At 72.3% G+C, this 13623-nt stretch carries 11 protein-coding genes; 7 read left to right on the top strand and 4 right to left on the bottom strand.

What is annotated here, in order from left to right; genetic code table 11:
* The first annotated feature begins 131 nt into the window (after positions 1–131).
* Complete coding sequence (locus ACWERV_RS35610; protein ID WP_452940936.1) at positions 132–1109, top strand: aldo/keto reductase; 978 nt, start codon at positions 132–134, stop codon at positions 1107–1109.
* Positions 1110–1111: 2 nt separating this feature from the next.
* On the top strand, positions 1112–1966 hold the full coding sequence (locus tag ACWERV_RS35605; protein ID WP_452940934.1) for an amidohydrolase family protein: 855 nt from the start codon (positions 1112–1114) through the stop codon (positions 1964–1966).
* 150 nt (positions 1967–2116) lie between these two features.
* Here ACWERV_RS35605 and ACWERV_RS35600 read toward each other — a convergent pair whose 3' ends face one another.
* Together ACWERV_RS35600 and ACWERV_RS35595 are read right to left on the bottom strand one after the other, a co-directional pair.
* On the bottom strand, positions 2117–2788 hold the full coding sequence (locus ACWERV_RS35600; protein ID WP_398180764.1) for a FadR/GntR family transcriptional regulator: 672 nt from the start codon (positions 2786–2788) through the stop codon (positions 2117–2119).
* Positions 2789–2889: 101 nt separating this feature from the next.
* Positions 2890–3687: an AraC family transcriptional regulator gene (locus ACWERV_RS35595; protein ID WP_452940932.1), complete on the bottom strand. Its 798-nt coding sequence runs from the start codon at positions 3685–3687 to the stop codon at positions 2890–2892.
* Between the two features lie 67 nt (positions 3688–3754).
* Here ACWERV_RS35595 and ACWERV_RS35590 point away from each other — a divergent pair, with 67 nt between their 5' ends.
* The gene (locus tag ACWERV_RS35590; RefSeq protein ID WP_452940930.1) at positions 3755–4318 is read left to right on the top strand and encodes a TIGR03086 family metal-binding protein; all 564 of its coding nucleotides are present in this window, start codon (positions 3755–3757) and stop codon (positions 4316–4318) included.
* Entirely contained in the window at positions 4315–5073 is a 759-nt protein-coding gene (locus ACWERV_RS35585) for a hypothetical protein (RefSeq protein WP_452940928.1), read from the top strand. Before ACWERV_RS35590 ends, ACWERV_RS35585 begins: the two co-directional genes overlap by 4 nt.
* Positions 5074–5148: 75 nt before the next feature.
* Here ACWERV_RS35585 and glpK read toward each other — a convergent pair whose 3' ends face one another.
* Entirely contained in the window at positions 5149–6708 is a 1560-nt protein-coding gene (gene glpK, locus ACWERV_RS35580) for a glycerol kinase GlpK (RefSeq protein ID WP_398180752.1), read from the bottom strand.
* Positions 6709–6802: 94 nt separating this feature from the next.
* The gene (locus tag ACWERV_RS35575; protein WP_398180749.1) at positions 6803–7558 is read right to left on the bottom strand and encodes an MIP/aquaporin family protein; all 756 of its coding nucleotides are present in this window, start codon (positions 7556–7558) and stop codon (positions 6803–6805) included.
* A gap of 291 nt (positions 7559–7849) precedes the next feature.
* On the opposite strand from ACWERV_RS35575, the gene metH reads away from it, so the two are divergent.
* The 3 genes from metH to ACWERV_RS35560 all read left to right on the top strand — a co-directional run.
* Entirely contained in the window at positions 7850–11383 is a 3534-nt protein-coding gene (metH, locus tag ACWERV_RS35570) for a methionine synthase (protein WP_452940925.1), read from the top strand.
* A 257-nt stretch (positions 11384–11640) separates the two neighbouring features.
* On the top strand, positions 11641–12357 hold the full coding sequence (locus ACWERV_RS35565) for an HAD family hydrolase (protein ID WP_452940923.1): 717 nt from the start codon (positions 11641–11643) through the stop codon (positions 12355–12357).
* 447 nt (positions 12358–12804) lie between these two features.
* Positions 12805–13623: ABC transporter substrate-binding protein (locus ACWERV_RS35560; RefSeq protein ID WP_452940921.1), on the top strand; the 819-nt coding region annotated here is incomplete at its 3' end.

Genomic DNA, 13623 nt, shown 5'->3' with positions numbered 1-13623 from the left:
TCATCATCGTCGCCCTGATCATCTCCCGCTTCGCCAGCGGCGAGAAGCAGGACTGACACCACCGTCCCCGTCCCCCGTCCCCTCTCCCTCCCGGCGCACAGCCGGCCGGGCCCCGCAGAAAGACACCACGTATGCCCCTCCCGGCACTGCCCCGGCTCGGCCTCGGCTGCGCGCCGCTGGCCAACCTCTACCGCGCCGTCACCGACGAGGAGGCGGCGGCCACCGTGGCCGCCGCCTTCGACGCGGGCCGGCCCGTCACCTATCTCGACACCGCGCCCCACTACGGCCTCGGCCGCTCCGAGGAGCGGCTGGGCCGGGCGCTCGCCGGCCGGGACCGCGCCTCGTACGTGCTGTCCACCAAGGTCGGGCGCAGGCTGCGGGACCTGGAACCGGGCGAGGAGCCCGACGGCCAGGGCTTCACCGACGTCCCGGCCCGCGCCCGGGTCTGGGACTTCACCGCCGACGGCATCCGCGCCACGCTGGAGGGCTCGCTGGAGCGGCTCGGCGTGGACGCCGTCGACATCGTCTACCTGCACGACGTCGAGGACCACCTCCCGGAGGTCTACGACAGCGGCTTCCCCGCCCTCGCCGCACTCCGCGACCAGGGCGTGGTCAAGGCCATCGGCTTCGGCATGAACCTCAGCGGTGTGCTCGCCCGCCTCGTCGCCGACCTCGACATCGACGTGGTGCTGTGCGCGGGCCGCTGGACCCTGCTGGAACGCACCGCCTACGACGACCTGCTGCCGGTGTGCGAACGCCGCGGCACCAAGGTCGTCGTCGGCGGCGTCTACAACTCCGGGCTGCTCGCCGACCCCGGCCCCGGGGCGCACTACAACTACGCCGCCGCGCCGCAGCCGCTCGTGGACCGGGCGCTCGCCATGGCCCGCGTCTGCGGCGAGTTCGGCGTCCCGCTGCGGGCCGCCGCGCTGCGGTACCCCTTCGCCCACCCGAGCGTCGTCTCCGCGCTGGTCGGCGCCGCGAACGCCGGCGAGGTGCGCGACAACGAGGCGATGTTCGCCCACGACATCCCCGACGCGATGTGGCACGCCCTCGTCGCCGAAGGGCTGCTCGACACGGACGTGCCGCTGCCCCTCACCGCGGGGGAGTGACCGTGCCCGAACCCTTGAGCCGCACCCGGCGGATCGACGCCCACCACCACCTGTGGGACCTCGGCCGGCGCCCGCAGCCCTGGATGACCGGGCCCGAACTCGACCCCATCGCCCGCACGTTCGCCTTCGCCGAGCTGGAACCGCTGCTCGACGCGCACGGGCTGGACGCCACCGTGGTCGTCCAGTCCAGCTCCTCCCTCGACGAGACCCGCGAACTCCTGGACACCGCCGCGGGCTCCGGCGGGCGCGTCGCCGGCGTCGTCGGCTGGGCCGACCTCACGGACCCGGCGCTCGCCGACGTCCTGGCCTCGCTGACCGGCCCGCTGGTCGGCATACGCCACCAGGTCCAGGACGAGGCCGACCCGTGGTGGCTCGCCCGCGCGGGCGTCCGCCGGGGCCTCGCGACCGTCGCCGCGGCCGGCCTCACCTACGACCTGCTGGTCACCCCGCGCGAACTGCCCGCGGCGCTCGACACGGTGGCGGCACTGCCCGAACTGCGCTTCGTCCTCGACCACGCGGCCAAGCCGCCCGTCGCCTCCGGCGGGTGGGAGGAGTGGGCGCCGCAGATCGCCGCGCTGGCCGCGCTGCCGAACGCGGTGTGCAAGCTGTCGGGGCTCGTGACCGAGGCGGACTGGTCCGGCTGGGAGCCGGCTGACCTTCTGCCGTACGCACGGCACGTGCTGGCCGTTTTCGGGCCGGACCGGGTGATGTTCGGCTCCGACTGGCCCGTCTGCACGCTGGCCGCGTCCTACGGCGACGTGCTCGCCCTCGCCGCCGAGGCGACCTCGGACCTCTCCCCGGCGGAGTCCGCCGCGGTCTTCGGCGGTACCGCTGCGGCGGTGTACGGGCTGGGGTGAGGCCACGGGGGTGCCCCGTGAGGCCTTTCGCGCGACCTTCCCGCCGCAGGGGCGCGGGGAACCGCGCGAGCAACCCACCCCGCGTCGTCAGGTCCCGGGAAAACAGCGGGCCCGGCAGGGCGGGGGGCAGCACCCCCGGCCGGCCGCAGGTCACAGCGTCGAGCGGAGCCACTGTTCCACTGAGGCGATGTGGACCGTCGCCCAGCTGCGGGCGGCTTCCGCGTCGCGGTCGCGGAGGGCGCCGAGGATCGCCCGGTGCTCCAGGAGCGTGCGCGACACCGCGTCCTCCTGGGTGAGGCCGCGCCAGACGCGGGCGCGGGTCGTGGGGCCGGACAGTCCGTCGAGCAGGGAGCACAGGACGGAGTTGCCGGACGCGGCGACGATCCCGCGGTGGAACTCCAGGTCGGAGGCGACCAGCTCCTCCACCGAGGGCTGCGCCCCCAGCGCGTCGAGCTTGCCCTGGAGGGCGTCCAGCTCGTCCTCGGGGATGCTGATCGCGGCCATCGCGGTGGCCGCGGGTTCCAGGATGCGGCGCACCGCCAGGAATTCGAGCACCGTGTCGTCGCGGTGGAAGTCCACCACGAAGCTCAGTGCCTCCAGCAGCAGTTGCGGGTCGAGGCTCGTGACGTAGGTGCCGTCGCCCTGCCGGACGTCGAGGATGCGGATGAGGGACAGCGCCCGTACGGCCTCGCGCAGCGAATTGCGGGAAAGGCCCAGCTCGGCGGCGAGTTCGCTCTCCTTGGGGAGCCGGTCGCCGGGCCGCAGCGCTCCGGAGACGATCATCTCCTTGATCTTCTCGATCGCCTCGTCGGTGACCGCCATCCCGCGCCCTCCCCTTGGTACAGGTCCGCAGCGCCGCCAGACCTCCGATGTATATCCTCATTATGTGCCCGGAGGGCCCGAACACCTAACGAAACCGGGATTCACGCCCCCGCGTATCTGCCCGGCGGAGCCCCCACCGCGGCGGTGAAGTCCCGGGTGAGGTGGGCCTGGTCGGCGTAGCCGAGGTCCGCGGCGAGCGCGGCCCAGTCGATGCCGGTGCCCGCGTCGGCGCGGGCGGCGGCCTCGTGCAGCCGGGCCCGGCGCAGCACCCACTTGGGCGAGGCCCCGACGTAGTCGGCGAAGAGCCGCTGGAGCCGCCGTACGGACATGTCCAGCTCACGGGCCAGCGCGTCCACCCGGAAGAGCTGGGGGCTCGCGGTGATCCGTTCGACCAGCGCGGCGACCTCGGCGACGCGCGGGTCGGGCGCCGCCGCGGGGAGCCGCCCGGCCAGGAAGCGATCGGCGAGCGCGGCCATCTCCGTGAGGTCGTCCAGCGCCAGGACGCGCCGCCCGGTCTCCTGCGCCCCGGGCCCGAACAGGGGCGCGGCGGGCACGCAGCGGTCGGCGAGCGCGGCCACCGGCCCGGTGCTGAAGGCACGGAAGGCCCCGGGCCGGAACTTGACCCCGAGGACCTGCCCGGTACCGGCCAGCCGCCGTACGTACACCTCGCGCTGCACCCCGTAGACGAGCGGCCCGTCGGGCTCGAAGACCAGGTGCACGTTGGGGTGCGCGAGCACCTTCTGTTCGTAGGGGTCGCGGCCGCGCAGATCCCAGCGGGGGTTCCAGTAGAAGTCGACGAGCGCGGCCAGCTCCGGGGCGGGCGGGTGGGTGCGCACCTCCAGGAACTCCGCGGCGGCCTCCGGACGCAGCACCCCGCGGTGGAAGCCGTGCCTGCTCATGGGCCCAGCCTATGCGGTGTCGCGTTTGTTCAAGACCGGCCGCGGCGGGCTCCGTAGCGTCGGGGGCATGACCTACCCGAACGACATCGCCGACGCCGCCCGCGCGGCCGCCCGCGTCACCGCGGGCGTCACGCCCGACCAGCTCGCCGGGCCCACACCCTGCCCCGACTACGACACCCGCACCCTGGTCAACCACCTGGTGGCGTACACCGGTGTCGGGATGGAGCTGCGGGCCCGGCGCGAGCCGCACCCCGAGGGCCTGGACACCCGCGACTTCACCGCCGAGCCGGACTGGCAGGCGGCCTACGCGGCGCAGCTGGAGCGCTCGGTGGCCGCCTGGTCCGAGCCCGCCGCCTGGGAGGGCGAGGTGAACGGCATGCCCGCCGAGGGCATGGCGGGCATGCTCTTCCTGGAGCTGTGCCTGCACGGCTGGGATGTGGCCCGCGCCACCGGCCAGGACTTCACGGTCGCCGACGCCACCGCGCAGCGGCTGCTCACCGGGGTGCGCGAGTACGCGCAGATGTACCGCGACTACAAGGGCTTCGGCGAACCGGCCGAGATCCCCGAGGGCGCGGGCGCCCTGGAAACCGCTGTCGCGCTGTCGGGCCGCGACCCATACTGGGCCGCGTGATCCAGGACCATCTCATCTCCCGGGTGCGCGAGCTCTGCCACGCCGACGACACGATCCGCGCCTCGCTCATGTACGGGTCCTTCGCCGCGGGGGAGGGGGACGAGCACAGCGACGTCGAGTTCTGGCTCTTCCTCGACCCCGCGGCGCGGGCGGCCCTCGACCCGGCCGCGTGGTGCGCGCGGGTCGCCCCGGTGAACCTCGTGCTGCGCAACGAGTTCGGCACCCATGTGGCCTTCTTCGAGGGCCTGGTCCGCGGCGAGTTCCACTTCGCCACTACCGACGACATCGCCTCGGTCGGCGACTGGCCGGCCCGCGGCGCCGCCGTCGAGGCCATGGTGGTGACCGACCGGGACGGCGCCCTCACCCCCGTACTGGCCGCGCTGCCCAGGCAGGCGCCGCTGCCCGCCGACCCCGCGGAGATCGCCGACCTGTGCGGCCGCTTCGCGAACTGGCTGGTGCTCGCCGCTCACGTCACCGCGCGCGGCGAGCGGCTGCGCGCGCAGGACGCCCACGCGCACGCCGCCCGGCACCTGCTGTGGATGGCCAGGCTCGCCGAGGGCGGCACCGCGCACTGGCTGACCCCGTCGCGCGCCGCCGAGGACGAACTGCCCGCCCGTACGGTCGCGGCCGTCGCCGCCGGGACCCCCGCGGCGCTGTGGCACGAGGGCCGCGGCCACTGGCGCACCCTGCTGGGGCGCACCGGCGGCGAGGTGCCCGCGGCGCTCTTCGCGGAGCTGGACGCGCTCCTGCCCTGAGCGGGCGGCCAGGGGGCCGGGCGGACCGGCGACGGCGGCCGTGACCGGCCGCCGTCGGCCCGCTCCCGGCCGCGCTCAGCCGCGCGCCGTGTCCTCCTCGTCCAGCCAGCCCATGGTCGCCTTGACGGCCTTGAGCCACTGCTTGTACTCCTTGTCGCGCTGCGTGGCGTCCATCCGCGGGGTCCACTCCGCGGCCCGCCGCCAGTTCTCCCGCAGCGCCTCGGTGTCCGGCCAGAAGCCGATCGCCAGACCGGCCGCGTAGGCCGCGCCCAGACAGGTGGTCTCGGCGACCATCGGGCGCACCACGGGCACGTCGAGGAAGTCCGACAGCGTCTGCATCAGCAGGTTGTTGGCGGTCATGCCGCCGTCGACCTTGAGGGTCGTGACCTCGGTGCCGGAGTCCTTGAGCATCGCGTCGGCGATCTCCCGGGTCTGCCACGCGGTCGCCTCCAGCACCGCGCGGGCCAGGTGCGCCTTGGTGACGTACCGGGTGAGCCCGGCGATCACCCCGCGCGCGTCGGAGCGCCAGTAGGGGGCGAAGAGGCCGGAGAAGGCGGGCACGAAGTAGGCGCCGCCGTTGTCCTCGACCGTGGCGGCGAGCGTCTCGATCTCGGCGGCGGTGCCGATGAGCCCCATCTGGTCGCGCATCCACTGCACCAGCGAGCCGGTCACCGCGATGGAGCCCTCCAGCGCGTAGACGGGCTTGGCGTCGCCGATCCGGTAGCCGACCGTGGTGACGAGCCCGGCGTAGGAGTTGACCGGGCTCTCGCCGGTGTTCATCAGCATGAAGGTGCCGGTGCCGTACGTGGACTTCGCCTCGCCCTCGGCGAAGCACGTCTGGCCGAACAGCGCGGCCTGCTGGTCGCCGAGCGCGGAGGCCACGGGTACGGCGGACAGGCCGCCGACGTCCGTGCTGCCGTAGACCTCGGAGGACGAGTGGATCTCCGGCAGCACCGCGGTCGGCACGCCGATCGAGGCGCAGATCTTCTCGTCCCACTGGAGCGTCCTGAGGTCCATCAGGAGGGTCCGGGAGGCGTTGGTGACGTCCGTGACGTGCTTGCCGCCGTCGACACCGCCGGTGAGGTTCCAGATCACCCAGGAGTCCATGGTGCCGAAGAGGATGTCCCCGGCCTCGGCGCGCTCGCGCAGGCCCTCCACGTTGTCCAGCAGCCAGCGCACCTTGGGCCCGGCGAAGTAGGACGCGAGCGGCAGGCCGGTCTGCCGCCGGAAGCGGTCCTGGCCGACGTTGCGGCCCAGCTCGCGGCACAGCGCGTCGGTGCGGGTGTCCTGCCAGACGATGGCGTTGTGCACCGGCTGGCCGGTGTTCTTGTCCCACAGCAGGGTCGTCTCGCGCTGGTTGGTGATGCCGATCGCCTTGACGTCCGACGGGGTGAATCCCGGGACGTCCTCGCCGGCCTTGCGCAGCGCCCCGGCGACGACCTCCTGCACGTTGGTCCAGATCTCGGCGGCGTCGTGCTCGACCCAGCCGGGCCTGGGCAGGATCTGCTCGTGCTCCTTCTGGTCGACGGCGACGATCCGCCCGTCGCGGTCGAAGACGATGCAGCGGCTGGACGTGGTGCCCTGGTCGATGGCGGCGATGTACGGTCCCGTACCGCCGGCGGGCGTGTCGGTCATGGTGTCCTCCTCGTCGAGGCTCGGTGCTCGGGGCTCGGTGCTCGGCCCCGGTGTGCGGGGCGCGCGGGTGTGCGTTCGGTGGTCCGCCTCCCGTCTATGTGAACGCGAGCCGGTACAACCCGCCCGCGATGGCGGCCCCGGCCAGCGGGCCGGCCACCGGGATCCAGGCGTAGCCCCAGTCCGAGCCGCCCTTGCCGGGCAGCGGCAGCAGGGCGTGCACGATCCGCGGCCCCAGGTCCCGCGCCGGGTTGATCGCGTAGCCGGTCGGCCCGCCCAGCGACAGGCCGATGCCCACCACGATCAGTGCCGTGAGCAGGATGCCCATTCCATTCTCCGCCAGACCGTCGGTCATGCCCTGCGTGAGGATGAAGAGCACGAGCACGAAGGTCGCCACCGTCTCGGTCAGCAGGTTCTGCAGCGGGTTGCGGATCTCCGGCCCGGTGGAGAAGACGCCCAGCACGGGCCCGGCGGGGCGGGCGTCCCTGCCCTCGGCCGCCTCCAGGCCGGACATGTGCGCGGAGAACTGCCCGAGGTAGGCCACCCACACGAGAAAGGCGCCGATCACGGCGCCCACGAGCTGTCCCACGAGGTAGTACGGCACCTTCGACCACTGTCCGGTCTTGATGGCTATGCCGAGCGTGACCGCGGGGTTGAGATGGCCGCCGGAGTAGCCGTTGGCGATGTAGGCGCCGCCCAGCACGCCGAAGCCCCAGCCGAAGGTGATCGCGAGCCAGCCCGCGTCCCTGGCCTTGGACCGTTTGAGTGTCACGGCGGCGCAGACGCCGCATCCGAGCAGGATCAGCACCGCGGTCCCGAAGATCTCGCCGGTGACGATATGACCGTTGGACACAGCGACCCCCTTGTCGCGTACGCGTTCGATATCTGGACACCTGGTCGATCGCAGGACGGGAGTCTCCCCATTGATCTGTACGGGTCAAACATTCGCCCTGGTCGCAGCCCCGCGGGAAGGGCGCGGGCACGCCCGGGAGGGGGAACACCGGAGCACGCCACCCGTCCGCCCCTCGGAATGCGGCACCGTCCCGGCGGCCCGGAAGGCTACGCTGGCGGGGTGCGTGGTCCGTCCCCCGAGGGGACGGACCGGCGCATAGCCGACAGCCGTCGCATCCCAGGGAGCAGTTCCATGGCCTCGCCGTCCCCCTCGTCCGCCGCGCCCGCCGCGAGCAACGCCCGCGCCGCCGCCCTCCGCGAGGCACTCGCCTCCCGCATCGTCGTCGCCGACGGCGCCATGGGCACGATGCTCCAGGCGCAGGAGCCGACCCTCGACGACTTCCAGCAGCTCGAAGGCTGCAACGAGATCCTCAACATCACCCGCCCCGACATCGTGCGGTCGGTGCACGAGGCGTACTTCACGGCCGGTGTGGACTGCGTCGAGACCAACACCTTCGGCACCAACGCCAGCGCCATGGCCGAGTACGACATCGAGGACCGCATCTACGAGCTGGCCGAGGCCGGCGCCCGGCTCGCCCGCGAGGTCGCCGACGGCTTCTCCGCCGACGGCCGGCAGCGCTGGGTGCTCGGCTCCATCGGCCCCGGCACCAAGCTGCCCACCCTCGGCCACACCACCTACGCCCACCTGCGCGACGGCTACCACGCCAACGCGGCCGGCCTCATCGCCGGCGGCGCGGACGCGCTCGTCGTCGAGACGATGCAGGACCTGCTCCAGGTCAAGGCCGCGCTCATCGGCTCCCGCAAGGCGATGGCCGAGGCGGGCGTGGACCTGCCGCTCATCTGCTCGGTCGCCGTCGAGACCACCGGCACCATGCTGCTCGGCTCCGAGATCGGCGCCGCTCTCACCGCCCTGGAACCGCTCGGCATCGACCTGATCGGGCTGAACTGCTCCACCGGCCCCGCCGAGATGAGCGAGCACCTGCGCTACCTCGCCCGGCACTCCCGCATCCCGCTGACCTGCATGCCCAACGCCGGTCTGCCGGTCCTCACCAAGGACGGCGCGCACTACCCGCTCAGCCCCTCCGAGCTGGCCGACGCGCACGAGACCTTCGCCGCCGAGTACGGCATGTCGCTCGTCGGCGGCTGCTGCGGCACCACGCCCGAGCACCTGCGCCAGCTCGTCGACCGCATCGGCGGCCACGATCTGACCCCGCGCTCGCCCCGCCCCGAGCCCGGCGCGTCCTCGCTCTACCAGACCGTGCCCTTCCGCCAGGACACCTCCTACCTGGCGATCGGCGAGCGCACCAACGCCAACGGCTCGAAGAAGTTCCGCGAGGCGATGCTGGAGGGCCGCTGGGAGGACTGCGTCGAGATGGCGCGCGACCAGATCCGCGAGGGCGCCCACCTGCTGGACCTGTGCGTGGACTACGTCGGCCGGGACGGCGTCGCCGACATGGCCGAGATCGCCGGGCGCTTCGCCACCTCCTCCACGCTGCCGATCGTGCTGGACTCCACGGAGGTGGACGTCCTGCGCGCGGGGCTGGAGAAGCTCGGCGGCCGGGCGGTGCTCAACTCCGTCAACTACGAGGACGGCGACGGCCCCGAGTCCCGTTTCGCGAAGGTCACCGCGCTCGCCGTCGAGCACGGCGCCGCGCTCATCGCGCTCACCATCGACGAGGAGGGCCAGGCCAGGACCACCGAGAAGAAGGTCGAGATCGCCGAGCGGCTGATCGCCGACCTGACCGGCAACTGGGGCATCCGCGAGTCCGACATCCTCGTCGACTGCCTGACCTTCACCATCTGCACCGGCCAGGAGGAGTCCCGGGGGGACGGCGCCGCCACGATCGAGGGCATCCGCGAGCTCAAGCGCCGCCACCCCGACGTGCAGACCACGCTGGGCCTGTCCAACATCTCCTTCGGCCTCAACCCCGCCGCCCGCGTGGTGCTCAACTCCGTCTTCCTCGACGAGTGCGTCAAGGCGGGCCTGGACTCGGCGATCGTGCACGCCTCCAAGATCGTGCCGATCGCCCGCATCCCCGAGGAGCAGCGGCAGGCCGCGTACGACCTGGTCTGGGACAACCGGCGCGAGGGCTACGACCCGCTGCAGCACCTCATGGAGCTGTTCGAGGGCGTCGACGCCAAGTCCGTCAAGGCGGGCAAGGCCGAGGAGCTGGCCGCGCTGCCGCTGGAGGAGCGGCTCCAGCGGCGCATCGTGGACGGCGAGAAGAACGGCCTGACCGACGACCTGGACGCCGCGCTCGCCGAGCGCCCCGCCCTGGACATCGTCAACGACACCCTGCTGGCCGGGATGAAGACCGTCGGCGAGCTGTTCGGCTCCGGCCAGATGCAGCTGCCGTTCGTGCTCCAGTCCGCCGAGGTCATGAAGACCGCCGTCGCCTATCTCGAACCGCACATGGAGAAGAGCGAGGACGGCGGCGGCAAGGGCACCATCGTGCTCGCCACCGTGCGCGGCGACGTGCACGACATCGGCAAGAACCTGGTCGACATCATCCTGTCCAACAACGGCTACAACGTCGTCAACCTGGGCATCAAGCAGCCCGTCTCGGCGATCCTGGACGCCGCCCAGGAGCACCGCGCCGACGTCATCGGGATGTCCGGCCTGCTGGTGAAGTCCACCGTGGTGATGAAGGAGAACCTGGAGGAGCTCAACCAGCGCGGCCTCGCCGCCGACTACCCCGTCATCCTCGGCGGCGCCGCCCTGACCCGGGCCTACGTCGAGCAGGATCTGCACGAGGTCTACCTGGGCGAGGTCCGCTACGCCCGCGACGCCTTCGAGGGCCTGCGGCTGATGGACGCGCTCATCGGCGTCAAGCGCGGGGTGCCCGGCGCGGCGCTGCCCGAGCTCAAGCAGCGCCGGGTGCCGATCCGGCCGCAGAGCGAGCAGGACGGGCCGGACCCGGCCGAGGACGAGGCGCGCGGGCCGGTGCGCTCGGACGTCGCGGTCGACAACCCGGTGCCCGAGCCGCCGTTCTGGGGCAGCCGGGTCGTCAAGGGCATCCCGCTGGCCGACTACGCCTCGTGGCTGGACGAGGGCGCGCTCTTCAAGGGCCAGTGGGGCCTGAAGCAGTCGCGCGCCTCGGGGCCTTCGTACGAGGAGCTGGTGGAGAGCGAGGGGCGGCCGCGGCTGCGCGGGCTGCTGACCCGGCTGCAGTCCGAGGGGCTGCTGGAGGCCGCGGTGGTCTACGGCTACTACCCGTGCGTGGCCAAGGGCGACGACCTGATCGTGCTGCACGAGGACGGCAGCGAGCGCACCCGCTTCACCTTCCCCCGCCAGCGCCGCGGCCGGCGGCTGTGCCTGGCCGACTTCTTCCGGCCCGAGGAGTCCGGCGAGACCGACGTCGTCGGCTTCCAGGTCGTCACCATGGGCAACCGGATCTCCGAGGCGGCCAACGAGCTGTTCGCCGCCGACTCCTACCGCGACTACCTGGAGCTGCACGGGCTGTCCGTGCAGCTCGCCGAGGCGCTCGCCGAGTACTGGCACGCCCGGGTGCGCTCCGAGCTGGGCTTCGCTGGCGAGGACCCGGGCGAGATGACGGAGATGTTCGCGCTGAAGTACCGCGGCGCGCGCTTCTCGCTCGGCTACGGCGCCTGCCCCGACCTGGAGGACCGGGCGAAGATCGCGGCGCTGCTGGAGCCGGAGCGGATCGGCGTGAAGCTCTCGGAGGAGTTCCAGCTGCACCCGGAGCAGTCCACCGACGCGATCGTCATCCACCACCCCGAGGCGAAGTACTTCAACGCCCGCTGAGGCCGCTCGCGGGCCCGTACGGGCCCGGTGGCGTCCGGGCGTGTCACGGGGATGTCGCACGGCCGTTGCCTGCCCGTCAGGCGTGCCCGGGTGCGGGGACGTAGACTGGTGGGTCCGGCGAGGGCCGGTCGCCTCCCGTACGCGGGACAGGGCGACCGGCCCTCGTGCCCCCCGGGCAGGACGCCCGGCAGGAGCGCTCCGGGACCGGCCCGCGGCCGGTGCCGGGCCGGTTCCGCACCCGGCCGAGGAGTGAGCCTATGACCAGCAGCATCCCCGTCGCCGCCACCCGTCCGGCGCACGGCCAGGAGCTCCAGGCGGTGCTGCTGGACATGGACGGCACCCTCGTGGACACCGAGGGCATCTGGTGGGCGGCCGAGACGGGGGTGTTCGCCGATCTGGGGCACGTGCTGGACGAGGTGCACAAGGCGGTCGTGGTGGGCGGCCCGATGGCGCGCAGCGTCGGCCACCTCATGGAGGTCACCGGCACCACCGCGACACTCGCCGAGCTGATGGTCGCGATCGACACCCGCTTCGAGGAACTGATCGTGCGCGGCGCCCCGCTCATGCCCGGCGCCCGCCGGCTGCTGACGGAGCTGGCGGCGCACGGGGTGCCCACGGCGCTGGTGTCCGCCTCGCACCGGCGCACGATCGACGCCATGCTGCGCACCCTCGGTGCCGAGAACTTCGCCTTCACCCTCGCGGGCGACGAGATCGCCCGCACCAAGCCGCACCCCGACCCGTACCTGACGGCGGCCCGGCGGCTGGGCGCGGACCCGGCCCGCTGCGTGGTCGTCGAGGACACCGTGACGGGTGTGGCGTCCGGTGAGGCGGCGGGCTGCCATGTGGTCGCGGTGCCGTCGCTGGTGCCGATTCCGGCCGCCCCCCGGCGTACCGTTGTGCGCTCCCTCGACCAGGTGGACGTGCCGTTCCTGAGGTCCCTGATCCGGGGCTCTGTGAATGTGGATCTTCACTGACGGTGACCGCTGAATAACATCTCACGAAGTGGAATCCGGGCAGTGTGATGATTGTCACACGACGCCCCATCGACAGCCGGTGGTGCGCCTGGGTGAGATTTCACTTATCGGTTTCTTACCCGGGTGATATGTCGCTTTTGACGCTCCGGCACTCGATAGCCCCGACGTTCGCATATCGGTGGTGAACGTCCTGTTACCGGTATGTAATGTCCCCTCAATCACTCCGTGTCCCGGTGGGCGACGGCCGTCCCGCTAATGTCCAGGGCGGTCGATGCCGACTCAACCGATCGGCATGTGAGCAAGGGGATTCACTGGATGTCACGAAACAAGCGTGTCGTCGCCGCAGCCGCCGTGGCCTTCCTGGCCGTCGGCGCCGCCGCGTGCGGTGGCAAGAAGGATAATTCGTCCAGCAGCAGCGGCGGTGGCAACGGTGGCGGCAAGGGCGCCGTGATCGTCGGCACCACCGACTCGGTGTCCTCGCTGGACCCGGCCGGAGCGTACGACTACGGCTCCTGGGAGATCATCGACAGCGTCTACCAGAAGGTCATGCACTTCCCGACCGGCGCCACCACCCCGGCCCCGGACGCGGCGAAGAGCTGCTCCTTCACCGACCCCAAGACGTACGCCTGCCAGATGCAGCCCGGCCTGGTGTTCTCCAACGGCGACCCGCTCACCGCGGCCTCCGTGAAGTTCACCTTCGACCGGATGCTGAAGATCGCCGCGCCCAACGGCCCCTCCAGCCTGCTGGCCAACCTCGACAGCACCACGGTCACCGGGACCGACCAGGTCACCTTCCACCTGAAGAACCCCGACTCGACCTTCCCCTCGGTGCTCGCCACCGACGCGGGCACGATCGTCGACGAGAAGGTCTACCCGGCCGACAAGCTGCTCGACGGCTCGAAGATCGTCGGCTCCGGCCCGTACACCCTGGACAAGTACACCGCCAAGCAGCAGGCGTCGCTGAAGGCCAACCCGAAGTACAAGGGCGACGCCAAGCTCAACAACAACCAGGTCGTGCTCCAGTACTTCTCCGAGGCGTCCGCGCTCAAGCAGGCCGTCAAGGACGGCACGGTGACCGCCGCCTTCCGCAGCCTGTCGCCGACCGACACCGAGGACCTGAAGAAGACCTCCGGCATCCAGGTCCTGGAGGGCACCGGCACCGAGAAGCGCTACATGGTTTTCGACGCCAAGGTGAAGCCCGCCGACCAGAAGGCCGTGCGGCAGGCCGTCGCGCAGGTCATCGACCGCGCCGGCATCGCCAAGGAC

Source organism: Streptomyces sp. NPDC004031, from assembly GCF_053604375.1.
Note: the sequence above shows the minus strand (reverse complement) of the source record. Positions and strands in the feature narration are given on the sequence as shown.